The sequence below is a fragment of the Haloarcula montana genome, assembly GCF_035666295.1.
Lineage (GTDB): Archaea > Halobacteriota > Halobacteria > Halobacteriales > Haloarculaceae > Haloarcula > Haloarcula montana.
Map to the genome: position 1 here is coordinate 2,644,508 of NZ_CP142027.1, position 23,766 is coordinate 2,668,273.

Sequence of the window (23,766 nt, forward strand, 5' to 3'; positions counted from 1 at the left end):
CCGAGAACAGCCGAGCGAGCGTGGTGAGGGTCCCCGTCCCGTCGACGGTTCGATCGCGATGACGGCCAGGCAGCCGGGACTCTCCCCTTCGGTGGGTCACAGCGTCGCGAGGTTCTGTCGGAGCTTGATGGTCGCCGTCATCAGCGTCGTCGCGGTCATGATGACGAACACCACCTGGACGTGGAGGACGATAGCTCGATCCAGCCCGGCCAGCGTCGCCAGGTCGACAACCGGGACCAGCGCACCGAACAGCAGGACCGGCAGCAGGTGACGCAACAGCGTGTCGATGACGGTCCCCTGGACGCGGGTCTCGGCGGCCCCGCGGTGGCCGAAGGAGACGCCTGCCGCCGCGAACGTGCCGGCGCTGATACCCATGACGGCGACGACGAACGGGTGTCGGCCGACAAGCGCCGATCCGATACCGACGACCGCGACCGCAACGACTGCGGCCCGTGTCAGCGCCTTCTCGTAGGTCCCCAGATCCCCCTCGTCGGCCGGGACGATGCTCCGATAGAGGACCCGCATCGCCATCGCCAACACGAGGACGTGGGCGAGTACCAGACTGCTCTTGATCGGAAGCCGAAGCGTCGTCACGATCTCGATGATGCCAAGCAGAGCGAACCCGACAGCGAGGATGCCGACGGCGACGAGATAGTCCCACAGACGGGCGTCCGTCGCTAAGTCACTCGCCTGTCTGTTCCGATACGCGTAGAAACTGAAGCGGGCACCGAGGACGGCCAGAAGTGTAAACGAGATGAAAAATATGAACGTGAGGTTGGGGTTGTCCGCGACGAACTGTAACTCGACCCTGAACCCCCCTATCTGCACCGGCTAATCACCACTACCTGTGTCTGGGTTACCCAGGGCACGTAGCTCTTGTGTAAGCTGGCTAGTAGTTTCGTACCGCGCCAGTTTTTCCCGGGCCAGCGCTTTCCCCACGATATCGTCGACCGGTTCGGGAACGTCCGCGACCTCGCTGGGTGCGGGGACATCGCCATCGAGAACCTGGCTACGGATGGTGCTGAACGATCCGGTGAAGGGGGCGCGCCCGGTGAACAGCCGGAAACAGACGGCGCCGAGTTGGTAGATGTCGGTCGCGTGGTCGATCCGACCGAATCGCCGGTCGTAATATTCGGGTGCGGCATAGCGCGGGTCAAGGTAGGTCGCGGGATCGAAGTGATACCGGTAGACGCCCAACAGCCCGACGTTGTCCAGCAGGGGCGGCTGGCGGTCGTCCTCGGTGAGGACGTTCCCGTAGTACGCCACGTTCTCGGGGTCGATACCGCCGTGGACGGTCCCCCGTTCGTGGAGTTCCGTCACCGCTCCGGCCAACTGGACGGCGTGCCAGACGGCGTCGGCAGGCTCGAACTCCCCGCGGTCTTCGAGCGTCTCCGCGGTGTACTCCGTCGCGATCCACGGCCCAGGCTCCCGGTGCCAGCCGTACAGCGTCAGGACGTTCTCGACGTCGCTGACGCTCTCCCACTCGTCGAGCCGTGACGCGAGATCGGCGAGGAACTCCGTCTCGCCGTCCGGATGGTCGAGCAACTGGATCGCGAGCGCGTATTCGTCGTCGTCGCGTGTCCCGAGCGTGCGGTAGCTGTCACCGTAGCGGCGGCTGTCGCGCGGCGCGAGGATCGAGAGCCGGTCGAAGGGGCTCTCGTACTCGACGATCGGGAGCCAGTCGGCGTCGGCGACCAGCGGCGCGGCGTCGGGCTCTCCGTCCAGATCCTGCTCCTGGCCTCCGGTTCCGCCACCACCGTGGTCCGTCTCGTCGTCTTCGGTGTACACCCTCCGTGGCCCGTAGCCGTCGCCCTGATCCGGTAGCGTCGTCCGCCCGATGTCGCGGTTCGACAGCGGCGACCGGTCCAGTATCGCGTTCCCCCGCCCGACGGCGGTTTGGCGGCGGATGTACGCTTGCTCTTCGTCGGTGAGGTCGCCGACGCCCTCCGCGACCGCCTCGGGGTAGCTGACAGCCAGATACGACAGCGCCAGTTCCGTCACCGGCCCCTCGTCGAGCCGGTCGGCGAGCCGTCGGACGAGGACCGGTACTGCGTCGGGATGCTCCTCGGCGACGAGACAGAGCGCCGTCGCCGCACCCAGCCGGACCTGCCGGTCGCCGACGTCGAGCAGACCGAGCAGCGGCGGAATCGTGCCGCGACCGGTATCCCCACCCGTGATTACGTCGGCGATGAGCTGTCGGGGGTCCCGGGACCCGGGGGCGTCTGATGACATACCGGTCGCTCGTCGGAACTAGGATGCTCGTCATGTATTATGCTATCGGGCAGCACGCTGTTCGACGGCTATCTCGACCCCGGTCACGGTTCGATCAAACAGCACGACGACACCCGCTTATCAGTGGTGAGAATAGGAGACCAACGCTTTAGAACGGTTTTTGCCTAGATGCACCAGATGACCGAAGAGAGGGACACACTGCTCCCGAGCGTCGTCGGTGACAGTTACGCCACGCGTCTCGGCGTCGCGCTCGTGTTCGCGATCGTCGTCGTCGTTGCATTCGGTGCCGTCATCAGCGTTCAGGCCTCGGCCACGCTGGAAGACGACGTGGCCGCCGACATGACGGCGCTGTCGGGGACACAAGCGGGACAGTTAGACGCCTGGCTGACCACGACCCAACGGGACGTACGGACGACATCACGCCTCCCCGTCTTCGCCGACGGGTCCGCCACAGAACGACAGAACAGGCTCGAAGCACTGATCGAAACCGACTCCGTTCCACCGGACGTCGTCGCGGTCCACTACGTCAACACCGAGACGGGAGTGATCACCGAGAGTTCGAACCAGGAGTTCGTCGGCGTCAACGCCGCCGAGCAGGGCGCGCCGTTCGCGACCGACCCGCCGGAGTTCGAGAGCCCGGACGACACGTACGTGACGGAACCGTTCAGCGTCTCGGTCGTCGACCACCCGATCATCGCCGTCGTCTCGCCGGTCCCCGGCGCGGAGAACCGGGCACTGGTCTACATGACCGATCTCGGTGCCAAGGCCGACGAGATCTCGAACCAGCGCGACGGATCGTTCACGACGGTGGCCAGCACCGACGGCCAGTTCGTCTCACATCCGAACCACTCGATGATCGGGACGACTGCGCCGATCGCCACGGGGGGCGAGAACCCGCTCCAGTCGCTGGAGGGCGGACAGATCGACTTCGTCGAGACCGACTCGATGCTCATGGGACTGAGCCGACTGGACTCTCACGACTGGGTCGTGATGGTCCACGCGAACCCACAACAGGCCTACGCGCTCAGCAGCCAGATCAACTCCGACCTCGTCGGCCTGATCCTCATCGCGATCGTGAACCTGGGACTGGTCGGGGTCACGATCGGCAGCAACACCATCGTCTCGCTGCGGCGCCTCTCGACGAAAGCACAGGCGATGGCCGACGGTGATCTGGATGTCACCCTCGAAACGTCCCGGACAGACGAGTTCGGGACGCTGTACTCGGCGTTCGACAACATGCGGACGAACCTCGACGAGCAGATATCGGCCGCCGAGCGCGCACGCGAGGAAGCCGAGGAAGCGAAACAGGACGCCGAGCAGGCCCGTTCGGAGGTCGAACAGGAGCGCAACGAGATGGAGGCCCTCAGCAGTCACCTCGAACTGAAGGCCCAGGAGTACAGTCAGGCCCTGGAGGCGGCCGCCAACGGGGACCTGACCGCCCGTGTCGACACCGAAAGCATGAGCGACGCGATGGCCGAGGTCGGCGAGGAGATAAACACGACTCTCGACGCGCTGGAAGCACTCCTCTCGGACGTGCGCTCGTTCACGGGCAACGTGATGCAGTCCAGTGAGCGCGTCGAGTCAAACGCCAAGCGGGTCGACCAGGCGAGTCAGCAGGTCTCGAAGTCCATCCAGGAGATCTTCGAGGGGACGACCGAACAGAACGAGGGGCTGGAGTCCGCCGCCGGCGAGATGGAGAACCTCTCGGCGACGGCACAGCAAGTCGCCTCCTCCGCTCAACAGGTCGCTGACACCTCTCAGTCGGCTGCCGAGGTCGGTGAAGACGGTCGAGAGGCCGCCCAGGAGGCGATCACCGAGATGAACGCCATCGAAGATCAGACCGAGGCCACCGTCGAAGAGATCACCGCGCTCGACGACGAGTTGGACGAGATCGGCGAGATCGTCGGCGTCATCACCTCGATCGTCGAGCAGACGAACATGCTGGCGCTGAACGCGTCGATCGAGGCGGCTCACGCCGACGGTCAGGGCGAGGGCTTCGCCGTCGTCGCGGACGAGATCAAGTCCCTCGCCGAGGAAACCAAGGCGGCCGCCGGCGACATCGAGGGCCGGATCGAACGCATCCAGTCACAGGCCGGCGAGACCGTCGAGACGATGGAGTCGACCAGCGAGCGGATCACCGAAGGCGTCGAGACTGTCGAGGAGACCGTCGACGCCTTGGAGACGATCGTCCAGTACACCGAGGAGGTCGACACCGGCATCCAGGAGATCGACCGGGCGACCGAGGAACAGGCCCGTACGGCACAGGAGGTCATGGGGACGATCGACGACCTGGCGGACATCAGCCAACAGACTGCGACCGAGGCCGACACCGTCGCCGGTGCGGCCGAAGACCAGGCCGCATCGATCGCACAGGTCTCCGAATCCGCCGGTGAACTCCAGGCGCGTGCGGAGGAACTGGAATCGCTGCTCGAACGCTTCGAGGTCGACGCCGCATCCGGCAACGGGAACGGCCAGCCGACCGCTGCGACCGACGACTAACAATGGACACGATAACGACCTGGTTCATGCTGGGACTGCTCGGTGAACTGCTTGGGACGGCCGTACTGGCATACGGGTACACGCTCGTCCCGAAGGGCGACAGACGACGGTATCTCCTGCTCGTCGCGATCCCCGGGATCGCCGTCGTAGCCTACGCCTTGCTCTTTCTGGGGATCGGGACGATCCAGAGCGACGGGCACACGGTCTACGTGGTCCGGTACGTCGACTGGCTGCTGACGACGCCGATCAACGTCCTCTATCTCGGCCTGCTGGCACACGCCTCCCGGCGGGATATCGCCAAACTCGTCGGCCTGCAGGCGTTGACGATCGTCTTCGGCTTCGCCGGGGCAGTGACGTCGTCTCCGGTGAGCTACGGGCTGTTCGCGCTCGGCGGGCTGGCTTTCGCCGGCGTCGTCTATCTGCTGTACCGTGATGTCGCGGCCGTGGCGACAGCTTCACTCTCGGACATCGAAGCGGGGCTCTACCGGACGCTGCGGAACTTCGTTGTCGTCCTGTGGCTGGTCTATCCCGTCGTCTGGGTGCTCAGTCAGGCGGGGATCGGTCTCATGGACGTCGAGACGACCGCGCTGGTGATCACCTATCTGGACGTGGTGACGAAAGTCGGCTTCGGCCTGATCGCCCTCTATGGCAGGACGACGCTCGTCTCGATCGCCGAGAGCGAGGGCGCTGTCGCTGCCGGCGACTGAGCCGCGGCTTGTCGACTTGCGGTCGAAAAAACATCACCCACTCCCCTACGGCCGACCGACGCGTCAGTGGATACCCATCGCTTCGATCTGTTCTTGGTACCGGTTCCGGATGGTGACCTCTGTCACCTGTGCCACGTCGGCGACCTCGCGCTGTGTCTTCTTCTCGTTACAGAGCAGCGAGGCCGCATAGATGGCTGCGGCGGCATAGCCCGTCGGGGACTTCCCGGAGAGGAGTCCCTGCTCTGCGGTCTTGTCGATGATCTCGTTGGCCTTGGACTGGACCTCCTCGGAGAGCTCCAGTTCCGAGGCAAACCGGGGGACGTACTGTTTGGGATCGACCGGCTCCATCTTGAGTTCGAGTTCCTGGGCCACGTACCGATAGGTCCGTCCGATCTCCTTCTGTTCGACCCGGGAGACGTCCGAGACCTCCTCTAAGCTCCGGGGGATGCCCTCCTGTCGACACGCCGCGTAGAGACAGGCCGTCGCGACGCCCTCGATAGAGCGACCGCGGATGAGGTCCTCGTCCAGCGCCCGTCGGTAGATGACCGAGGCGACCTCACGCACCGAACGCGGGACGCCCAGTGCCGAGGCCATACGGTCGATCTCCGAGAGTGCGAACTGGAGGTTTCGCTCGCCGGCGTCCTTGGTCCGGATACGCTCCTGCCACTTTCGCAGTCGGTGCATCTGGCTGCGCTTCTCCGAGGAGAGCGAGCGTCCGTACGCGTCCTTGTCCTTCCAGTCGATCTGGGTCGTCAGCCCCTTGTCGTGCATCGTCTGGGTCGTCGGCGCTCCGACCCGGGACTTGGACTGTCGCTCCGAGTGGTTGAACGCCCGCCACTCGGGACCCCTGTCGATGTTTTCGTCCTCGATGACGAGGCCACAGTCCTCACAGACGAGTTCTCCGCCCCCGTCGCTAGAGATGGACTCCGACTCACATTCCGGACACGTCTGCTGGCCCGTGTCTTCGGACTCCTGCTCGCGCTCCTCCTGGTCCGTGTCCCGCTGGCGCGTCGGCCGTTCCATGTGTTCTTTTAAGGAGAACGTTCTGACCTATATAAATGTTGTGCTGAAAGCAAAAACACCCTTCGAAAGCGGGTGATAGTCGGCCACAAGGGCTATATACGATCTTCTGATCGGGAAAATTATCGTCGACTGTTCCCGTCATCCGACCAGAACTGGCATTAGCGAGTCGCCGAAAGGGGAAATACTGCCAGGTCATGACTCAGGAGTCCCAGACGGACGACGAGGACGGGATCGGAACCCTGTTCGACGAACTGGAGGAGCTAGAAGCGCTCGTCGACAGTCCCACGGAGCGCGAACAGGTCCGAGAGGCCATGCGGGCCGCCGCAGACTCCCAAGACGACGACCCGCTCGTCTTCGGGCGTGTGGTCTGGGGATTCGACCGGAGTGACCTCGCGGAGGCGGTGCTGGGATCGTTGTTGTTCGGCATCCCGATGGCAGTCGAGGGAGGAACGGTCGACGCCGGACGACACATCGCACAGCACCCGCTGTATCTCCTCGGGACGCTTGTCGCCGCTATCGGCATCGTCATCAGCATCCTCTACGTCGCCGACATCCAGGACGTGCGTGTCGCGAACGCGTATTTCGGGCTCATCCCGCGGCGGTTGGTCGGGGTGACGGGGACCGCGTTCGTCGTCTCGGTCACGTTGCTCACTTCGTGGGGGCTGGTCGAGTGGTCGACGGCGCCGGCGGCGCTCGTCGAATCGCTCTCGATCTGTACCGTCGCGTTCGTCCCGATGTCTATCGGCGCCGCGCTGGGCGACATCCTGCCCGGAAGCTGACGCCTGGCCACGGTGTGGTACCGACTCACGGTGTCGGGGGCGTTTGGCAATCGTTAAAAGCCGCGGTCGGATACGGGGTGGTATGAGCGAGAGCCAACAGAAGCGGACGCAAAAATGCGTCTCGTGTGGCATCAACATCGCCGGCACGAACGCCGCTGCGTTCAAGTGCCCGGACTGCGGGCACCAGATCTACCGGTGTGCGACCTGCCGGAAGCAGAGTAACCTGTACAAGTGTCCTGACTGCGGTTTCACGGGGCCATAACGATGGGGAAAGTCGCTGCCAAGATCAAGGTCATGCCACAGAGCCCGGAAGTCGACCTCGACGACCTCCAGGAACGTCTGGAAGGTTCGCTTCCGGAAGGTGCCAAAATCAAAGGCTTCGAGCGTGACGACGTGGCCTTCGGGCTCGTCGCGCTGTTCCCGACGGTCATTATCCCCGACGAGTCCGGTGGGACCGACGCAGTCGAGGAAGCGTTCGCCGACGTCGAGGACGTCGAGTCCGTCGATGTCGACACTGTCGGCCGACTGTAACGCCGAACTCTCTCGTTTCCGTCCGTTCGCGTAGTCACAACGCCACCTCGTAGCCACACTCACTCGTGGCCGCGGAACGCACGTTTTATTAGGGCGACCGGACAAGCGATGTCCAAGAATGCCCAGTTCCAACGGACCCCTCGAAGGGACACGTGACAAGCTCAAGAACAAGCCACGCGACCGCGGCACCTCGCCGCCCCAGCGCTCCGTCGCACAGTTCGAGACCGACGAGAAGGTCCACCTGAAGATCGATCCGTCAGTGCCCGACGGACGGTTCCACCCTCGATTCAGCGGCCAGACCGGCACTGTCGTCGGCGAACAGGGCACTGCGTACAAGGTCGAGATCGTCGACGGCGGGAAGACGAAGACCGTCATCACCAAGCCCGCTCACCTCCGCAGTCAGGAGTAACCGATGACCATCTTCAAAGAGAAGCTCGACGAGGAGTACCTCACCAACGCCGAGACGAAGGCGATCCTCGAAGAGCTGGAGATGGAGCGGGCCGCCGACGAGGACCGCGAGATGCGCTACGAACTCAAACGCGCGATCGAACACGTCAATCGGTTCGCGCTCCTCGATCCCGAGGAGTCCCGCGAGTTCGTCGACAAACTCCAGGAACTGGAGAAAGTCGACGAGGCCACGGCCTACAAGATCGCCAACCTCCGCCCGCTCGACCGAGACGAACTCCGCTCGGTGTTCGCCCAGGAGCGGTACTCGCTGTCCGGGGACGAACTCGACGAGGTTCTCGGCATCGTCAAACAGTACGCCTGACCGAAAGTCGTCGAAAAATTCCTTCTCAGGCCCGTTCACTCCGCAGCTGTGTGTCTCCGGTAGATCACCGGAAGCCCGAGCGGGAGTGAGAGCCCGCCACACGGAACGGCCAGCCAGGAGTCTCGATCGACCATCACAGCCCGGCGAGAAGCCGACTGCGGTGTGGCCTGGCGCCTTTGATAGTCCGTATCCCTCGCCATTAAGTATGCTCTGGTCGTACCGCAGTCTATGAGTGATACGGAGAGCGATGACGGTGCGACCATGACTGGTGTCGTCATCGATGTCCTCCCCCACGGGCGGGCGTCAGACGACCGTCCACAGCACCAGAAAGATCCGCTCGCGTTCGTCCTCGGGATCGAGGAGTTCTATATCTACGAACTCGTTCTGGACGGCGATTCGGATGTCTCGATCGGTGATCGAGTCGATCTGACTGCTTTCGGCCGTATCAACGAGGTCGAGTTCGACGACCTCCCCAGCGGGGCTCGCTCCGAACTGGAGTACGTCGTCGAGGAGATCGTCGAGGACAACGAACAGCGGTTCGTCGACTTCTACAACGACGCCCAGCCGATCACCCTCCGGCTCCACCAGTTGAACCTCCTGCCGGGGATCGGCAAGAAACTGCGCAACTCGATCCTCGACCAGCGAAAGCGAGAGCCCTTTCAGAGCTTCGAGGATCTCCAAGAGCGAGTCAGCGGGCTCCACAACCCCCAGGAAGTGCTCATCGAGCGTATCCTGGAAGAACTGCGCGAGGACGATCTGAAGTACCGGACGTTCGTGCGCCGGTCCGAGCAAGGCGAGGGCGAGTGAAGCGAGGCCTCGAAGTAGAGCGGGGAGGAACGATCCGTGGCACAGGGCGAGGGCGAGTGAAGCGAGGCCTCGAAGTAGAGCGGGGAGGAACGACCCGGGGCACAGGGCGAGGACGGCTGAGGGGGAGTCCTCGACGGAGCGGGAAGTGACCGTGGTACAGGGCGAGTACGCGACTTTTTCAATCGCCGCCCGTCTACGGGGGATAATGACCGACACAGCGACAGGCACGAGAGACCCAGATTCGCTCGTCCGCCGTGCCGGAAAGCGCGCCGACACCCGCAAGGACCAGCACTTCCTCGTCGACGACCGCGTCCTCGACCGGATTCCGGAGTACGCGACCGAGGTGGGGATGGACTGTTCACACGTTCTCGAAGTCGGCGCGGGTCCGGGCGCCCTGACAGACCGACTGCTCGCTGTCGCCGACCGGGTGACTGCCGTCGAGCGCGACCCCGATTTTGCGGCCCACCTCCGCGAGGAGTTCGCCGACGAGATCGAGGCCGGCCGGCTGACCGTCCTCCAGGGAGACGCCCTGTCGGTCGATCTCCCAGACTACACGGCCAGCGTCTCGAACCTGCCCTACGGTGCGTCATCGGAGATCGCCTTCCGCCTGTTGCCGCGCCAGCGACCGATGGTCCTGATGTTCCAACAGGAGTTCGCCGAGCGGATGGCCGCCGATCCCGGGACCGACGACTACGGGCGACTGTCGGTGACGGCGGGCCACTACGCCGACGTCGAAGTCGTCGAGACGGTCCCCAAGGAGGCGTTCGACCCACAGCCCCGCGTGACCAGCGCGCTGGTCCGGACGACGCCCCGGGAGCCGGACTACTCCGTCCCGGACGACGACTTCTTCATGGACTTCCTCCGTGCGGTGTTCACCCAGCGTCGGAAGACGATGCGCAACGCCGTCCGGAACACGGTCCACATCTCGGGACTGGGGGACGCCGACGCGGTCGTCGAGGCAGCCGACGAGGAACTGATGAGCGCCCGTGCGGGGGACCTGTCGCCGTCGGCGTTCGCCGACCTGGCGACACTCGCCTACGAGGTCGGCCAGCCGGAGGACTGAGATGGACGAAGACCGGGAGTGCGGGCGACCGTCGCTGGCCGACGAGCGGGGCGTCGAATCGGTCTACCAGCCCGCGGAGGACTCGGCGCTCCTGGCACGGGCCGCTCGGGAAGCCGTCGAACCGGGGATGCGGGCACTGGACGTCGGTACCGGCTCGGGCTACGTCGCGGCACAGCTGGCCGAGGCCGGTGCCGACGCCGTCGGTGTCGACCTCAGTCCGCTGGCCTGCCGACAAGCTCGCGAGAACGGTGTTCAGACTGTCCGGGGCGACCTCGTCGCGCCGTTCCAGTCGCTGAGCTTCGATCTCGTCGTCTTCAATCCGCCGTATCTCCCGACCCCCTCGGAGACGGAGTGGGACGACTGGATGGAACACGCCCTCTCCGGCGGCGAGGACGGTCGCAGACTCGTCGATCCGTTCCTGTCGTCGGTCGGCCGGGTGCTTGAGACGGACGGCGAGGTGTTGCTCCTGGTCAGCAGCCTCACCGATCCCGACGCTATCCTCGCGTTCGGGGGAGATCACGGCCTCGACGGCGAACGGCTCGCCAGCGAGAAACATCCGTACGAGGAACTCGTCGTCCTGCGGTTCTCGCAGATGTGATTACCGCAGAGCATTTCTTCGAATAGGAAATATTAAAGCCCGTCATTTCGTACGCGGGAGTAATGACACAGATAGTTGCCACGACACCTGGCCTGTTCCCGTTACCGGACTGGGCCAAAGACGAACTGGCCGACCTGAAGGGTCACCAGAAGACAGACCTCATCTCGGGCGACGAGAGCGCGGCCGTCGAGGACGCCTACGACCGCGTCCGGACCGAACTGATCGAGACACAGGCCGACGCCGGTCTCGATCGAACTGTCGAGGGGCAGGGCCGCTGGGACGACATGCTCGCACACCCGCTGGCCGTCCACGACGAGGTCGAGACCCGCGGGATCGTCCGCTACTACGACAACAACAACTTCTACCGGGAGCCGGTCGTGCAGGGTGACCTCGGCGCGGACGGCGGGGACGTGGCTGCGGACCTCGATGCCGCTGCCGACCACGTCGACGAGGGCCTTCAGGCCGTCCTGCCGGGTCCGTATTCGCTCGCCGACCTGGCGACCGACGAGCACTACGGTGACGATGCCGAGTTCCTCTCGGCGGTCGCTGACTTCCTCGCCGAGGAGGTCCGCTCGTTCCCCGATGTCGAGACGCTGTTCCTGCTGGAACCGTCGCTGGTCGAGAACGCGCCCGAAGGCGGTGCCGACGAACGCGCGAGCGCCGCAATCGACACTGTCGCGAACGCCGCGGACGCACAGGTCGTCACCCACACCTACTGGGGCGCCCTCGAAGAGAAGGTCTACGCACACCTGATGGACGCTGATGTCGACGCCATCGGCTTCGATCTGATCGCCGACCACGACAAGAACGTCTACAACGTCCAGGAGTACGGGACGAAAGACGACGTCGCCCTGGGTGTCGTCGACGGGCAGAACACGCTCGTCGAGGCTCCCGAGACCATCCGGGACCGGATCGACTGGTTCGAACAGCAGACCAACACGACCTTCGAGACCGTCTACGCGACCGCGAACACGGAGCTGTTCTACCTCCCGGTCAACAAGTTCACGGACAAGCTGGAAGCGCTCGCAAACGCAGCCGACCTAGAGGAGGTCGAAGCATGACAGGACCACGAGAGCAGTTCCGACCGGCGGACCACCCCAACGACCACTTCCTGCTGACGACCGTCGTCGGCTCCTACCCCAAGCCCAAGTGGCACGACCGTGCCCGCGAACTGTTCGAGGACGAGGACGCCGACTTCGGCCAGGAGGAGTGGGAGGAATCGAAAGACGACGCCTCGCGGCTCATCACTCACGAACACGAGCGCTGCGGGATCGACGTGGTCTGTGACGGCGAGATGCGGCGCAACGAGATGGTCGAGTACTTCGCCCACCGGATCGACGGCTACGAGTTCAACGGCCGCGTGAAGGTCTGGGGACACAACTACTTCGACAAGCCCAGCGTCGCCGACGAGGTCGAGTACGGCGAGCAGTGGCTCGTCGAGGAGTTCGAGTTCACCGACGAGGTCGCCGAGCGCCCGGTCAAGGTCCCGATCACGGGGCCGTACACGCTAGCGAACTGGTCGTTCAACGAAGTCTACGACAGCGAGGAGGCCCTGGCCTACGAACTGGCCGACCTCGTCAACGAGGAGATCGAGGCCCTAGTCGACGCCGGCGCTCGCTACATCCAGATCGACGAACCGGCCCTCGCCACTACCCCCGACGACCACGCCATCGTCGGCGAGTGTCTCGAACGCATCGTCGACGACGTCCCCGAAGACGTCCGCCTGGGACTGCACGTCTGTTACGGCGACTACTCCCGGATCTACCCGGAGATACTCGACTACCCGGTCCACGAGTACGACCTGGAACTCGCCAACGGCGACTACGAACAACTGGACGTGTTCAAAGACCACGAGTTCACGAAGGACTTCGCGATGGGTGTTCTGGACGCCCACACCGCGGAGGTCGAGTCCGTCGAGGAGATCAAGGACAACATCAAGAAGGGACTGGAGGTCGTCCCGCCGGAACGGCTCACTGTCTCGCCGGACTGCGGGGTGAAGTTGCTCCCCCGTGAGGTCGCTCGCGGCAAGATGGAGAACATGGTCCAGGCGGCCCGCGAGATCGAACAGGAACTGGACGCCGGAGAGATCGACGTCGTCGCCAGCGGTGCGGAAGCCAGCGCGGACGATTGACGTAGCCGGCGCGGACGGGTAGTTTGGTTCTCGCGAATCGCGCGGCGATTCGCGCCGTTTTCACCGTTTTTACGAGGAGAGTTGCCCGCAGCGAGCGATGACACGGCTCGCGAGGACACCCCGACCGTAGAGCGACGACTTCGCCGATCATCTCTAGACGAATTACTGTTCGACAACAGTCGAATACTATTACGTCGTTAGACGGCTCGAACGCGTCGAAACTTCCAGCAGAATCGATACAAACTATACACCAAATATGGGATATGTTGTTCCTGGATTGGAACAAAAAAGTCGGTAAATATGGGTTTTCAGGGGCTAAATAGACCGATATTCCCGTATCGGATGTAGTCCATAAGAAGACGAACATAATCCTGGGAAAGAGTTTAGTTGTCGTCAGTTGAACGTCGAACTGAGAGCTATGACCGACGACACACACCTCCGGGCGGAACTGTATCTCCGCGGCGATACGTACGGTACGTTTGACGCGCAACAGCAGGTCCTGAACCGTGTCAAGCGACTCGAAGCCAACGGGGTCTTCAGCGAGTCGATGCTCGCCGGCGAATGGCAGCGTATCCGGACGATGGCCGAAGACAAGCGGTCAGGTGCGCTGGCGACCTACGAGGAGTTTCGCGACTGGGCTGACCGAAACGATCACTCACTGGAGCCGGCCTTCGAGCGCCGGACCCGCAGTTACGTCGGTCTCGACCGGGTCGACGACGTAGTCGTTTTCCCCGTCGTCTCCCTCGCGATGTACGACGGAAGCCAGCTACAGGGGGTGTTCCCGTGTACCGACGAGGACAGGACTTACACCGTCGGTGACGCACTGGAGGCCTTCGAACGTGGTGACGCCGACTGGTTGGCACAGTTCGATTCGGTGACGGTGGGCCGGACCCACCCGTGGCTCGAACCGGGCGTCGACGTGACGCCCTAACCGCGCAGCGCTTCGACCGGTTCCTCGCTGGCTGCTTTCCAGGCCGGATAGAGCCCGCTGAGGATGCTCGTCACCACGCCGAAGGAGAACGCTGCACCGACGTACCAGGCGTTAGCTACCCGGAACACTGCCGTCGCGTCGCCGACGGTGTAGTGGTTGATCGCCAGCCCGGCCCCGATACTCAACACAACGCCGATGAGGCCGCCGACGATCCCGAGCAACGCTGCTTCCATCAACATGACTTTCAACACGTCACGCTTCTGGTAGCCGACCGCACGGAGGACACCGATCTCCTCGCGGCGCTCGACGGTCGACATCAACATCACGTTCAGGATGGAGATCCCGGCGACCAGTAGCGATATCGAGGCGATACCGACCAGGATGGTGTTGATGATCTGGAACGTCTGCCGGATCTGATCGACCAGCGACCCCAGTTCGCTCACCTCGACACGTTGCTCCCGGTCGTTGAGTTCCTCGCGAATGCGCATCGCCGTCGCGTTGGCCTCGGCACCCGACGGGGCGGTGATGTAGACCTGTGAGTAGCCCGGCTCGTCGATCTGGCTCGCCGGGACGATGACCCGGTTCGAGGGATTGAGCTGGGAGAACGACTCGCCGTCCTCCAGCACCGCTCGGACCCGGAGGGAGGTCCCGTTGACGGTGATCGTACTTCCGCTGTCGATGTCGTACTCCTCGGCGATCGAGCTGCCTATGAGGGCACCTGACCGGTACGGCTCCGGGACCCGCCCGTCGCTCGCGGTGTACACCTCCGCCGGGTTCTCGATGCCGTATACGAACTCCTGTGAGGATCGCCCCCGTGTAAACTGTACCTCGACGATGTCGGTTCTGACCGGCGTGACGGTCGTTCGGGCACCGACGACACGCTGGATGTCCCGGATGTCCCGGTCGTTCAGGTATTCGACACCCTCGTTGGCGTTGGGTGAGACCGTCACCTGGTTCCCGATATCGCCGAGGTTCTGGGTGATCGAGTACCGCAGCGAGACGCCGAACATCCCCAGCGAGGCGATCGCGATGACGCCGATGACGATCCCCAGTGCCGCAAGCAGCGACCGCATCTTCGTCCGCGTGAGGTTCCGGCGTGCCATCAGGGCGGCGGGGAACCGCCGGTAGATCGGTTCAAGCATCGATTTCCTCCCGGCCGATGGTTCCATCGACGAGGTGGACCGTTCGGTCGACGTACTGGTTGACGAGTTCGTCGTGTGTGACGGCGACGATGGCGACGTCCTCGTCGTCGGCGATCCGCCTGAACTCGTCGAGGATCTGCCGGCCGGTCTTCCGGTCGAGGTTCCCCGTCGGTTCGTCCGCGAGGACGATCTGCGGGTCGTTGATCAGCGACCGGGCGATTGCGACGCGTTGTTTCTGGCCACCGGAGAGTTCGTCCGGCCGGTGATCGAGCCGGTCGCCCAGTCCCATTCGTTCGAGCAGGTCGACGGCTCGCCGACGTGTTCCCGGGTTCCGATCGAACAGTTGCGGAACCTCGACGTTCTCGACGGCGTTCAGTGTCGGCAGCAGGTAGAAGTGTTGGAAGACGAACCCGATCTTCCGTTTCCGGAGTGTGGTCCGCTTTCGGTCACCGAGGTTCGTCACGTCGTTCCCGTCCAACAGGACCTTCCCCTCCGTGGGTGTCGAGAGGAGACCGAGGATGTTCAACAGCGTCGTCTTGCCACTCCCGCTTGGACCCATGATCGAGACGAACTCGCCGGAGTCGAGCGTGAAGTCGATGCCGCCGAGGGCCTCCAGCACTTGGCCACCGGTCCGATACCGCTTGACGAGCCCCTGTGCGTCGATGACGTTCATATCTCCTCGTCGCCGCGGCGGTACCACCTGACGAGGACGACGACGATGACGAGCGCGGCCACTGCGCCGACCCCGATGACCGGGAGGAGCCCGCCGAACATCCCGCCACCGCCGCCGTTGTTCGCGTTCTGGTTCGGTCGCGCCGGCACCGCTGGCTCGGTCGCCGTGACGTCGACCTGGAAGCGCTGGACCTCCCGCTCGTCGTCGACGAGATAGCTCACTTCGATCGGGACCGACGAGACGTTCCCGGTGGTCCGTGCGTAGAGATCGAAGGAGACGAAGTCACTGGAGGGGACCGTCCCGACGAAGTACTCCTTGTTCGGGAACGCGGGCGTGACCCGCTCCGTATCGACGACCGAGACGAGGACGCTGCTTGCCTCGGTCGTACCGAGGTTGCTCGCGCTCCCCGAGATCTGGAGCCGTCCGCCCTCGCGGACGACGTCGAGGCCGGTCAGCGTGATCGCTCCCGGCGCGGAACGGAGTTCGGTCGCTGTGGTCGCGGTCCGCTGACGGGACCCGATCTCGTACTCCGCGGTCACGTCGACGTTCGCCATCGGCTCCGAGAGGGTGGCGTTGAGTCGGACCGACTCGGACGTTCCCGCGGGGATGTCCTGGACGATCGCACGGCGGAACGTCGCGTTGTCCGAGTCGGCGGTGATGACGACGCTCTCGACGGGGGTGTTGCCCTGGTTGATCACGTCGACCGACAGCGCGCGGTCTTCGCCGCTTCCGACCGCCGAGGCGTCCAACGAGACCCCTTCACGCAACTCGTCGGGGCGGATCGTCTTCGACCGGGTCACCGTCCGTTCGGTGTCCCCGTTGATCGTGTAGTGGAGCGTCGCAGTCACGGGCTGTGTCCCGACACGTTCCGGCCGGAAGCTGAAGGAGGCGGTTTCGACCTCGTTGCTCCCGATCGAGGCGAAGACGGTCCGGTCGTCGAGCATCTCGACGGTCCGTCCGTCGACCACCAGTTCGACGTTCGCGATCGGTGTATTCAAGCCGTTAGCGATGGTGACCGTCCCGTTGGATTCGACGCCGACGACGGACTCGTTGGCTCTGATATCCAACTGTGGATGCCGCTCGCGGACGTTGACGGTCACGGGGTATCGAAGCTGGACTGCTTCACCCGTTTCGGTGTTGACGCCGTAGACGAACACACGGAGGTCACGCTCCCCCTCGTCGTCGAACGTGTATGTCAGTGGGATATCGAGCTCCGTGCCCGGTGAGATCGTCCCCACACTGTCGATCCGCTTGAGCTCGTCGATGCCGTATCCAGTCCCTCGAAGCACGACCGATCGGATCTCCAGCGAGCTGTTACTGCTCGCCAGGTTCCTGATCGTCGGCGTGATCGTTACTGTCTCATCCGGGGCGGGAGAGTCCGGCGAGATTGTCACTTCCGCGACGGAGGCGTTGACGCCGTTGGCCGTTACTGCTATCGGGAGCGTCCCGACCACGACCAGCAGTCCGACCAGGAGGACGGTCAGTCGACGCATCCGACACCTCCCTTCGTCACGCTTCGTTGGAGGCGCAATTCGACACCGGGGACAGGGACCACTGTCATAGTCGCCCCTGCGGCTACACGTCGTATAAAATTTGGCTCTTTCGGGAGCGAACGATACCTCCGAATCAGGTCGGGAGTGTGTCGATCAACCGTTCGAACTGCTCGCGGTATTTGGCCTCGGCCCGGGCCGTCGCCAGGCCGGACTCGTCGGCGAAGACGGCCTCGAATCCGGCCATTCGCCAGAGCAGCGTCGAGAGCTGGTACAGCGGCCGGCGCTCCTCGTAGCCGTCCGCGAAGTCCATCGGCCGGAACTCCCTGTAGCCGGTGTGGAACCGCTGGCGCAGCGTCTCCTTGATCTGTGGATCGTCGAACGACGAGTCGATGAAGAGAAACTCCGTCTGTGCGAGGTTGTACTCGGGGAGCGCGGCCAGGACGTCCTGCCAGTCGAGCACCGCCGTAATCGGTTGTTCGGTGTCGCGCTCGAACAGGAGGTTCGCCGGCCGGAAGTCGTCGTGGACCAGCCGCGGGACCCCGTCTTCGGGGACGATATCCAACGCCGGTTCGATCCGGTCCCGGGCACGGGTCGCCAGTTCCTCGAAGGGGGTCCCGTCGAGCCGGGTGAGGTGTGCTCGGGTGAGCTGTTCGAAGTAGTCCCGCCAGCTTCCCATCCAGTCCCGGACGATGATCCGGTCGTTGTGCAGGTCCAGACGACCGAACGCTTCGAATCCGATCTCGGAGTGCATATCTCCCAGCACCCGCCCGGCCTGTGCCATCACACGTTGACGCTCGTCCTGTGTGAGTTGGCCGAACTCGGTCGCGAGGTTGTGTCCGTGAACTCGCTCGGTGACAAAATACGGCGGGACGTCGACTGTCGGCTCCTGTTTGAAGACGAGAATCCGCGGCACCGGGATGTCGGTCCGGTCGGCGACGTACTCGTGGAGTCGGGGTTCGACTTCGAAGGGGACGTTACCTTCGGGTTTGAACTTCACAACCACCTCGTATTCTTCGCCGCCGTGGGCCATCGTCACGATGTAGACATCGCTCTGATGACCGCCACCAGGCGTCTCGAAGGTGAACCCGTCGTGGTCGGGACCGGACTCCCGAAGGACCGCTGCGATATCTGCTTCCGGCGTCGACACTACGACCTGCTATGGGGGTGGGGCAAATAAAGCTGTCAGTCATAGCCCCGACGCGGACGGCCGATGGGAGAGACAGTGATTTGCCGGCCCGGTCCTCAGGTGATCGTATGCCAGAACTCGTGTTGGTCGCGGGCGTCGCCCGGACTGGGGCTATCGGCGACGGCGAGACGATCCCGTGGCACTACGAGCAGGACGAGCGCCAGTACAAGACCCGCGTCGCCGGGCACCCGGTGATCGTCGGGCGTCGCACCTGGGCGAGCATGACAGATGTCGAGGGGACACATCCCGTCGTCGTCACGAGCACGCCCGGGGAGTACGACGCAGCTGAGACGACGTTCGTCTCCTCCGTGCCCGACGCGATCGACGCGGTCGACGATCGTAGTGAGACTGGCTATGTCATCGGCGGCCAGTCGATCTACTCGATGTTCCTTCCCTACGCCGACCGGGCACTCGTCTCCGAACTCCCGGAGTACGAGACCGGCGCGGCGGTGTTTCCGTATCTGGGAACCGACTGGAGCGTCACCGGTCGCGAGCGCTACGACGAGTTCACCGTCGTGGCGTACACGAACGAGGACCCACAGCCACCGTCGACCGCCCGACAGTAGCGACGCGAGCCACCGCAACCGCCAACGCTTACCCTGCGCAGTCCTACCGGTCGATCATGCGCACGGTAGACGCGGCGGGACTGGCGATCGGCGACGACCAGCCACCGCGCATCATGGGTGTGCTGAACGTCAGCAAGGAATCCCCGTACGACCCCTCCGTCTACGACGAGCCCGACGAGGCGGCAGCCTACGTCGACGAGGAACTGATCGGGGAGGGTGCCCACATCGTCGACGTGGGCCTGGAGTCGGCGAACAAGCGTCTCGACGTTCTCTCGGCCGAGCAGGAACTCGACCGGCTGGAGACGGCGATCGAGACGATTCAGTCGGTCGGCGGTGACGCGGTTTTCTCCATCGAAACCCGGTACGCCGAGGTCGCCGAGGCGGCACTGGACGCCGGCTTCGACATGGTCAACGACATCTGTGGGTTCGCCGATCCGGAGATGCCCGAGGTCTGCCGGGAGTACGACGTCGCGGTCGGGAAGATGGCGAGTCCACCGGACCTGGAACGACCCGGTGCCGTCGACGATGTCGACTGGGCGGCTGCTCGCTCACCCGAGTGGGCGGGCCAGGCCGACTACGTCGACCGGGTCTACGAGGCGCTCAAACAGCACGGGATGACGGACAAGACCATCGTCGACCCAGCCTTCGGCGGGTGGAGCGAGCGCAAGACCCTCGAAGACGACCGGGCGACGTTTCGCCGGCTACGGGAGTTCCGCGGGTTCGGCCAGCCGATCCTCGTCTCGATCAACCGGAAGAACTTCCTCCGGTCGCTGGCGGACCGCTCGACCGAGGCGGCACTGCCGGTGAGTCTCGCGGCGACCTCGATGGCGATCGAACGGGGGGCACACGTCGTCCGAACCCACGACGTTGCCGAGACGCTGGACGCCGCGAAGATCGGCGGTGCGTTCGCCGAACGCGGTCGGACGATCGAGGGCGATGTGACCGTCAGCGAACTCGACGTTCGAAGTGCCGGCGACGTTGCCCGGCACCTCGAACGGATCGGCGCCGGCGAGGACGAGGGGGAGCCGTTCGTCGGCCACGTCTTCGAACTCTCGGGGCTCGATCCGTCCGGGGTCGACGAGTTGGTGACGGCAGCCGCCGACACGGGTGTCGTGGTTCGCGGGGGCTCGGACGGCGCGCTCGTCGGTGGCTCACTGGCCGAACTCTCCGCGCTGGCAGGTGCCCTCGAAGGCACGTCCGCTGGGGGGGCACTCACACGAGCGATCGAGGGGTAAGATGGATTACTCACAAGAGCGGGTCACGACGCTGCACGATCTGACCGATCCTCTCCCCGACGCACCCGTCGCCGACAGCGCCGTCGTCGTCCCTATCGCCGGCGAATCCATCGCGGCCGTTACGCCCGAGCACGTTTTCGAGTCGCTGGAGACGGTCGGCCCGGGTGCGGTCGTCGTCCCACTTCGGGCGCCGGCCGAGGTCGCCGAGGGGTTCCGGGAGTGGGTTGCCGACTACGCCGTCGACGTGACGACGCTGTGGTGTGATGCACCGGCACTGGAGACGCGACTCGAAGCGCATGGGATCGGTGGCCAGCGCGGGAAAGGACGGGATGTCTGGCTCGGGTTGGGCGTCGCCGCCGACCGCGCCGACTACGTCGTGGTCCACGACGCCGACGCCCGCACCTACTCTCCGGCGGTTGTCCAGCGTCTCCTCGCGCCGCTCGCGATGGAGCACGACTTCGTCAAGGGGTACTACGCCCGCGTCGAGGACGGACGCCTCTACGGCCGGCTGGTTCGGCTGTTCATCGCACCGTTGTTGCGCACACTGGAGGACCGACACGACGCCGAGATCGTCCGCTATCTCTCGGCCTTTCGCTACCCGCTTGCCGGGGAGTTCGCCTTTAGCGCCGACGTTGCCCGTCGGCTCCGGGCACAGCGTGCCTGGGGACTGGAGATCGGGTTGCTCGGGGAGACCTTCGACGCTGTCGGCATCGACCGCTCCGCGCAGGCGGACCTCGGCGTCCACCGCCACGATCACAAACCGGTCGGCGGCCGGGGCGGGCTCTCCGGGATGGCCGAGCAGGTCGGACAGGCGCTGTTTCGGGCCGTCGAGGAAGGCGGGATCGACCCGGATTACGGGACGCTGCCCGACGCCTACCGGGGTGCGGCGAGCCGGCTAGTGTCACAGTACGCGGCCGATGCGGCGTTCAACGGGCTGGAGTACGACCGGTCCGCGGAGCGCGAACAGGTCGAGGAGTACGTCTCCGGTGTCCGGCCGCCGGGTCCCGACACCCGCCTTCCGGCCTGGGACGAAACCGATCTCTCACCCCGTGTCGTCTTCGACGCTGGCCGGGTCGAGCACTCGCTGCCGAGCGATTCACGGACCGATTGACCGGGCTCACCCTTCGATGGGTTCGATATCGTCACGCCGACCGTCCAGCACGGCAAACCGTTCGCCACGGCGTCGTTCGAGCCAGTGGAGGAGCCGCTCGGCCCACCGTAATTTCTCCCGTTTCTCCGGGTCGACGGCGGGGTCGTCGAAGTCCCAGCCGACGAAAATCAGGTCGGCCGCACCGAGGTGATCCGCGAGAAACGCCGCGCGGTCCCCGTCGGTGAACCCGCCGAAGTTCACCACCGGAGGCGCCGGTTCGGCCTGCGTCGTCGGGACGACAGCCGAGAGTTCGAGCGACGGGACGTGGCGCTCGACGGCCGGGACGTTGTCGCCGTGGGCGTGGACGGCGACGGGGGTCCCGGATTCGCTCAACGCCCGGGTCGTCTCGGGGGTCTTGTCCAGGTCGGTCACCTGACAGTCGACGGCGACACCGACCGCCTCCAGCCGATCAGCCGCCGTCGAAGCGGCGAACACTAGATCCGCCGCCGCGGCCCGGTCGGCCTCGGCTTCCAGTGACGGACCTGCACCGGCGATCGCGATCGTCGCACCGTCTCCGTCCAGCTCAGTCGGGTCGTACGTCTCGGCGGTGCCGACCAGCTCGGCGAGTCTGTTCCGTGCCCGTTCGTCACCGTCACGGCCGTAGCCGAACGCTTCCAGCAGTGCGGCGTACACCGGTTCCCACGTGTCGTAGTCCATAGCTATCGCTGTCCCATCAGCTCCGAGATAAAGCGGATTTAGCCGAAATGGCACGTCCGTGTACCCCTACCCGGGTGCCCTTTCGGCTTTCACCCTCTCGTTCTGACGCATCCGGTATAAGTTTTCTCTTACCCACCACTTTGTCACGGATCGAGCAGACGCGCGTCTGACGGTGTGACGGGTTCACAGGCCCATCTGTGGTGTTCGACCCGGTGAACCGACCAGTTGTCTGACGCGGGCGCACCCGACACGGCTCCACACCGCGCTCTTTTAGTCTCGTAGCCGACTACGGCGCGACATGAAGGTCAACATCGGGCTTCGAGGGTGGCGGTTCGACGACGATATCCTCGACGAGAACGGCCGCATCCGGCCGCTCGGGACGCTAGACCCGGAGACACGACAACGTCTGCTGATTCTCGCGCGGCGGGTCGTCGACCCCTGTGACGCCTGTCGGATGGTCGAAGGCGCCGCGACGGAGGCGTGTAACGTCGCGGAAGTCATCTACGGCGAACCGAACGGGGAAGTGGTTCTCTGTTCGGCCCACGAACCCGATTTCATCTACTGGTTCCGTGAACTCGGCGGCGAGGAATACGCCGGTGACACGGAGATGCGACGGGCCTTCCACGAGTGGTTCGTCGAGGGCGGTCGTGCGCCCGACGACTACGAGGGGCTCGAACACGTCGACGAGGACCCGACTGCCGTTCCCGACGCACCACCGCGATCGGAGGCGATCCCCGGCATCGAGGAGGAACTGGACCAGGTCGACGAGGACGATCTCGACTCGATCGACATCGACCTGGACGATCTGGACGTATGATCGCCGTCGCCGTCGTCGATGCCGAGACGCCGGGTAATGTCGGCACCATCGCCCGGTCGATGAAGAACTTCGGCCTCTCGGAGTTGTTGCTCGTCGACCCGCCGGAGTTGGACCCCGACGGGGAGGCCTACGGGTTCGCTGGGCAAGCACGCGAGGACATCCTTCCGGCGGCCCGGACCGTCTCGTTCGATCACCTCGTCGAGCACTACCACACCGTCGCCTGTACAGCCGTCCCGAACGAGGACGCGAACAACCACGTCCGCTATCCTGCGGTGACCCCCAGTGACCTCGCGGCGTCGCTCCAGGGCGTCGACGGGGACATCTGTGTCGTCTTCGGCCGCGAGCGGGTCGGCCTCCACAACGACGAACTGGCCCGCTGTGACGAGATCTGTTCGATCCCCGCGAGCGCCGACTATCCGGTGTTGAACCTCGGCCAGGCCGCGACGATCGTCCTCTACGAGCTTCGGGAGCTGACCGTCGAGCGCAATCAACACCCCGACTCGCTGCATACGACCGCGGAGGCTGGGGCCGTCGAGGGGCTTCATGACGAGTTCGGACGGTTCCTGGACGCTATCGAGCATACCGAGGAAAAGCAGGCGAAGACACGCCGGATGTTCCGCCGGCTGCTCGGCCGCGCTCGGCCGACCGGACGGGAGACCCGTACGATGCGCGGACTGTTCCGGCAAGCCAGACAGCGGATCGAACGCGGTTCCGATTGAGCTCACTCGATACGCTGTCGAGAGAGTCGACACAACGAGTATCCGGACGTGCAGCGGA

The 23,766-nt window shown here is 64.7% G+C and carries 26 protein-coding genes; 18 read left to right on the forward strand and 8 right to left on the reverse strand.

Annotated elements, in window-relative coordinates:
* Positions 1-96 precede the first annotated feature (96 nt).
* A complete protein-coding gene (locus tag VJ109_RS14050; protein ID WP_324757557.1) occupies positions 97-828 on the reverse strand; it encodes a hypothetical protein in 732 nt (243 codons plus the stop codon).
* Positions 829-831: 3 nt separating this feature from the next.
* Complete coding sequence (locus VJ109_RS14055) at positions 832-2,232, reverse strand: protein kinase domain-containing protein (protein ID WP_324757558.1); 1,401 nt, start codon at positions 2,230-2,232, stop codon at positions 832-834.
* 177 nt (positions 2,233-2,409) lie between these two features.
* On the opposite strand from VJ109_RS14055, the gene VJ109_RS14060 reads away from it, so the two are divergent.
* Positions 2,410-4,731, forward strand: coding sequence for a methyl-accepting chemotaxis protein (locus tag VJ109_RS14060; protein ID WP_324757560.1), 2,322 nt, complete (start codon positions 2,410-2,412; stop codon positions 4,729-4,731).
* Positions 4,732-4,733: 2 nt separating this feature from the next.
* Positions 4,734-5,438 carry a bacteriorhodopsin gene (locus VJ109_RS14065; protein WP_324757562.1) on the forward strand — a complete coding sequence of 235 codons (705 nt, stop codon included), beginning with the start codon at positions 4,734-4,736 and terminating at the stop codon, positions 5,436-5,438.
* Positions 5,439-5,501: 63 nt separating this feature from the next.
* Here VJ109_RS14065 and VJ109_RS14070 read toward each other — a convergent pair whose 3' ends face one another.
* On the reverse strand, positions 5,502-6,461 hold the full coding sequence (locus tag VJ109_RS14070) for a transcription initiation factor IIB (protein WP_276221898.1): 960 nt from the start codon (positions 6,459-6,461) through the stop codon (positions 5,502-5,504).
* Between the two features lie 194 nt (positions 6,462-6,655).
* On the opposite strand from VJ109_RS14070, the gene VJ109_RS14075 reads away from it, so the two are divergent.
* The 11 genes from VJ109_RS14075 to VJ109_RS14125 all read left to right on the forward strand — a co-directional run bounded on the left by VJ109_RS14075 (position 6,656) and on the right by VJ109_RS14125 (position 14,070).
* Positions 6,656-7,240: a DUF2391 domain-containing protein gene (locus VJ109_RS14075; RefSeq protein WP_324757565.1), complete on the forward strand. Its 585-nt coding sequence runs from the start codon at positions 6,656-6,658 to the stop codon at positions 7,238-7,240.
* A gap of 82 nt (positions 7,241-7,322) precedes the next feature.
* Positions 7,323-7,502, forward strand: a complete 180-nt coding sequence (locus VJ109_RS14080; protein ID WP_276221895.1) for an HVO_2753 family zinc finger protein — start codon at positions 7,323-7,325, stop codon at positions 7,500-7,502.
* A 2-nt stretch (positions 7,503-7,504) separates the two neighbouring features.
* The gene (locus tag VJ109_RS14085) at positions 7,505-7,771 is read left to right on the forward strand and encodes an elongation factor 1-beta (RefSeq protein ID WP_324757567.1); all 267 of its coding nucleotides are present in this window, start codon (positions 7,505-7,507) and stop codon (positions 7,769-7,771) included.
* A gap of 118 nt (positions 7,772-7,889) precedes the next feature.
* A complete protein-coding gene (locus VJ109_RS14090) occupies positions 7,890-8,180 on the forward strand; it encodes a 50S ribosomal protein L21e (protein ID WP_324757568.1) in 291 nt (96 codons plus the stop codon).
* Between the two features lie 3 nt (positions 8,181-8,183).
* A complete protein-coding gene (locus VJ109_RS14095; RefSeq protein ID WP_276221889.1) occupies positions 8,184-8,540 on the forward strand; it encodes an RNA polymerase Rpb4 family protein in 357 nt (118 codons plus the stop codon).
* 228 nt (positions 8,541-8,768) lie between these two features.
* Positions 8,769-9,347 carry a DUF655 domain-containing protein gene (locus tag VJ109_RS14100; protein WP_324757570.1) on the forward strand — a complete coding sequence of 193 codons (579 nt, stop codon included), beginning with the start codon at positions 8,769-8,771 and terminating at the stop codon, positions 9,345-9,347.
* A 205-nt stretch (positions 9,348-9,552) separates the two neighbouring features.
* Entirely contained in the window at positions 9,553-10,410 is an 858-nt protein-coding gene (locus VJ109_RS14105; RefSeq protein WP_324757572.1) for a 16S ribosomal RNA methyltransferase A, read from the forward strand.
* A 1-nt stretch (position 10,411) separates the two neighbouring features.
* The gene (locus VJ109_RS14110) at positions 10,412-11,008 is read left to right on the forward strand and encodes a HemK2/MTQ2 family protein methyltransferase (protein ID WP_324757574.1); all 597 of its coding nucleotides are present in this window, start codon (positions 10,412-10,414) and stop codon (positions 11,006-11,008) included.
* 62 nt (positions 11,009-11,070) lie between these two features.
* On the forward strand, positions 11,071-12,069 hold the full coding sequence (locus VJ109_RS14115; RefSeq protein ID WP_324757575.1) for a 5-methyltetrahydropteroyltriglutamate--homocysteine methyltransferase: 999 nt from the start codon (positions 11,071-11,073) through the stop codon (positions 12,067-12,069).
* A complete protein-coding gene (locus VJ109_RS14120; RefSeq protein ID WP_324757577.1) occupies positions 12,066-13,139 on the forward strand; it encodes a methionine synthase in 1,074 nt (357 codons plus the stop codon). Before VJ109_RS14115 ends, VJ109_RS14120 begins: the two co-directional genes overlap by 4 nt.
* Positions 13,140-13,557: 418 nt before the next feature.
* Positions 13,558-14,070 (forward strand): HTH domain-containing protein, encoded by a 513-nt coding sequence (locus VJ109_RS14125; protein ID WP_324757579.1) that lies wholly within the window; start codon positions 13,558-13,560, stop codon positions 14,068-14,070.
* Here the strand turns inward: VJ109_RS14125 and VJ109_RS14130 are convergent.
* The 4 genes from VJ109_RS14130 to VJ109_RS14145 all read right to left on the reverse strand — a co-directional run bounded on the left by VJ109_RS14130 (position 14,067) and on the right by VJ109_RS14145 (position 18,525).
* Complete coding sequence (locus VJ109_RS14130) at positions 14,067-15,212, reverse strand: ABC transporter permease (protein WP_324757581.1); 1,146 nt, start codon at positions 15,210-15,212, stop codon at positions 14,067-14,069. The two genes, VJ109_RS14125 and VJ109_RS14130, sit on opposite strands and share 4 nt — an antisense overlap.
* The gene (locus tag VJ109_RS14135) at positions 15,205-15,885 is read right to left on the reverse strand and encodes an ABC transporter ATP-binding protein (protein ID WP_324757583.1); all 681 of its coding nucleotides are present in this window, start codon (positions 15,883-15,885) and stop codon (positions 15,205-15,207) included. Before VJ109_RS14135 ends, VJ109_RS14130 begins: the two co-directional genes overlap by 8 nt.
* Positions 15,882-17,378, reverse strand: coding sequence for a COG1361 family protein (locus tag VJ109_RS14140; protein ID WP_324757584.1), 1,497 nt, complete (start codon positions 17,376-17,378; stop codon positions 15,882-15,884). The genes VJ109_RS14135 and VJ109_RS14140 overlap by 4 nt, the downstream gene beginning before the upstream one ends.
* Before the next feature lie 133 nt (positions 17,379-17,511).
* The gene (locus tag VJ109_RS14145) at positions 17,512-18,525 is read right to left on the reverse strand and encodes a phosphotransferase family protein (protein WP_324757585.1); all 1,014 of its coding nucleotides are present in this window, start codon (positions 18,523-18,525) and stop codon (positions 17,512-17,514) included.
* A 107-nt stretch (positions 18,526-18,632) separates the two neighbouring features.
* On the opposite strand from VJ109_RS14145, the gene VJ109_RS14150 reads away from it, so the two are divergent.
* The 3 genes from VJ109_RS14150 to VJ109_RS14160 are packed head-to-tail and all read left to right on the forward strand — an operon-like array spanning position 18,633 to position 21,476.
* Positions 18,633-19,130, forward strand: a complete 498-nt coding sequence (locus VJ109_RS14150; RefSeq protein WP_324757586.1) for a dihydrofolate reductase — start codon at positions 18,633-18,635, stop codon at positions 19,128-19,130.
* 56 nt (positions 19,131-19,186) lie between these two features.
* Positions 19,187-20,365 carry a dihydropteroate synthase gene (gene folP / locus VJ109_RS14155; protein ID WP_324757587.1) on the forward strand — a complete coding sequence of 393 codons (1,179 nt, stop codon included), beginning with the start codon at positions 19,187-19,189 and terminating at the stop codon, positions 20,363-20,365.
* A 1-nt stretch (position 20,366) separates the two neighbouring features.
* Positions 20,367-21,476 (forward strand): glycosyltransferase family protein, encoded by a 1,110-nt coding sequence (locus VJ109_RS14160; RefSeq protein WP_324757589.1) that lies wholly within the window; start codon positions 20,367-20,369, stop codon positions 21,474-21,476.
* Positions 21,477-21,482: 6 nt separating this feature from the next.
* On the opposite strand, the gene VJ109_RS14165 is transcribed toward VJ109_RS14160, so the two are convergent.
* On the reverse strand, positions 21,483-22,172 hold the full coding sequence (locus tag VJ109_RS14165; protein WP_324757590.1) for a 6-hydroxymethylpterin diphosphokinase MptE-like protein: 690 nt from the start codon (positions 22,170-22,172) through the stop codon (positions 21,483-21,485).
* Between the two features lie 298 nt (positions 22,173-22,470).
* Between VJ109_RS14165 and VJ109_RS14170 the strand changes: the two genes are divergently transcribed.
* Both VJ109_RS14170 and VJ109_RS14175 read left to right on the forward strand, forming a co-directional pair.
* A complete protein-coding gene (locus VJ109_RS14170) occupies positions 22,471-22,989 on the forward strand; it encodes a DUF8114 family protein (protein WP_324757592.1) in 519 nt (172 codons plus the stop codon).
* On the forward strand, positions 22,986-23,708 hold the full coding sequence (locus VJ109_RS14175) for an RNA methyltransferase (protein WP_324757593.1): 723 nt from the start codon (positions 22,986-22,988) through the stop codon (positions 23,706-23,708). The genes VJ109_RS14170 and VJ109_RS14175 overlap by 4 nt, the downstream gene beginning before the upstream one ends.
* Positions 23,709-23,766: the final 58 nt, after the last annotated feature.

Coding starts and splice junctions, on each gene's coding strand:
- VJ109_RS14055 (WP_324757558.1), bottom strand. CDS start 2,232: ATGTCATCAGACGCCCCCGGGTCCCGGGACCCCCGACAGCTCATCGCC.
- VJ109_RS14060 (WP_324757560.1), top strand. CDS start 2,410: ATGACCGAAGAGAGGGACACACTGCTCCCGAGCGTCGTCGGTGACAGT.
- VJ109_RS14065 (WP_324757562.1), top strand. CDS start 4,734: ATGGACACGATAACGACCTGGTTCATGCTGGGACTGCTCGGTGAACTG.
- VJ109_RS14070 (WP_276221898.1), bottom strand. CDS start 6,461: ATGGAACGGCCGACGCGCCAGCGGGACACGGACCAGGAGGAGCGCGAG.
- VJ109_RS14075 (WP_324757565.1), top strand. CDS start 6,656: ATGACTCAGGAGTCCCAGACGGACGACGAGGACGGGATCGGAACCCTG.
- VJ109_RS14080 (WP_276221895.1), top strand. CDS start 7,323: ATGAGCGAGAGCCAACAGAAGCGGACGCAAAAATGCGTCTCGTGTGGC.
- VJ109_RS14085 (WP_324757567.1), top strand. CDS start 7,505: ATGGGGAAAGTCGCTGCCAAGATCAAGGTCATGCCACAGAGCCCGGAA.
- VJ109_RS14090 (WP_324757568.1), top strand. CDS start 7,890: ATGCCCAGTTCCAACGGACCCCTCGAAGGGACACGTGACAAGCTCAAG.
- VJ109_RS14095 (WP_276221889.1), top strand. CDS start 8,184: ATGACCATCTTCAAAGAGAAGCTCGACGAGGAGTACCTCACCAACGCC.
- VJ109_RS14100 (WP_324757570.1), top strand. CDS start 8,769: ATGAGTGATACGGAGAGCGATGACGGTGCGACCATGACTGGTGTCGTC.
- VJ109_RS14105 (WP_324757572.1), top strand. CDS start 9,553: ATGACCGACACAGCGACAGGCACGAGAGACCCAGATTCGCTCGTCCGC.
- VJ109_RS14110 (WP_324757574.1), top strand. CDS start 10,412: ATGGACGAAGACCGGGAGTGCGGGCGACCGTCGCTGGCCGACGAGCGG.
- VJ109_RS14115 (WP_324757575.1), top strand. CDS start 11,071: ATGACACAGATAGTTGCCACGACACCTGGCCTGTTCCCGTTACCGGAC.
- VJ109_RS14120 (WP_324757577.1), top strand. CDS start 12,066: ATGACAGGACCACGAGAGCAGTTCCGACCGGCGGACCACCCCAACGAC.
- VJ109_RS14125 (WP_324757579.1), top strand. CDS start 13,558: ATGACCGACGACACACACCTCCGGGCGGAACTGTATCTCCGCGGCGAT.
- VJ109_RS14130 (WP_324757581.1), bottom strand. CDS start 15,212: ATGCTTGAACCGATCTACCGGCGGTTCCCCGCCGCCCTGATGGCACGC.
- VJ109_RS14135 (WP_324757583.1), bottom strand. CDS start 15,885: ATGAACGTCATCGACGCACAGGGGCTCGTCAAGCGGTATCGGACCGGT.
- VJ109_RS14140 (WP_324757584.1), bottom strand. CDS start 17,378: ATGCGTCGACTGACCGTCCTCCTGGTCGGACTGCTGGTCGTGGTCGGG.
- VJ109_RS14150 (WP_324757586.1), top strand. CDS start 18,633: ATGCCAGAACTCGTGTTGGTCGCGGGCGTCGCCCGGACTGGGGCTATC.
- folP (WP_324757587.1), top strand. CDS start 19,187: ATGCGCACGGTAGACGCGGCGGGACTGGCGATCGGCGACGACCAGCCA.
- VJ109_RS14160 (WP_324757589.1), top strand. CDS start 20,367: ATGGATTACTCACAAGAGCGGGTCACGACGCTGCACGATCTGACCGAT.
- VJ109_RS14165 (WP_324757590.1), bottom strand. CDS start 22,172: ATGGACTACGACACGTGGGAACCGGTGTACGCCGCACTGCTGGAAGCG.
- VJ109_RS14170 (WP_324757592.1), top strand. CDS start 22,471: ATGAAGGTCAACATCGGGCTTCGAGGGTGGCGGTTCGACGACGATATC.
- VJ109_RS14175 (WP_324757593.1), top strand. CDS start 22,986: ATGATCGCCGTCGCCGTCGTCGATGCCGAGACGCCGGGTAATGTCGGC.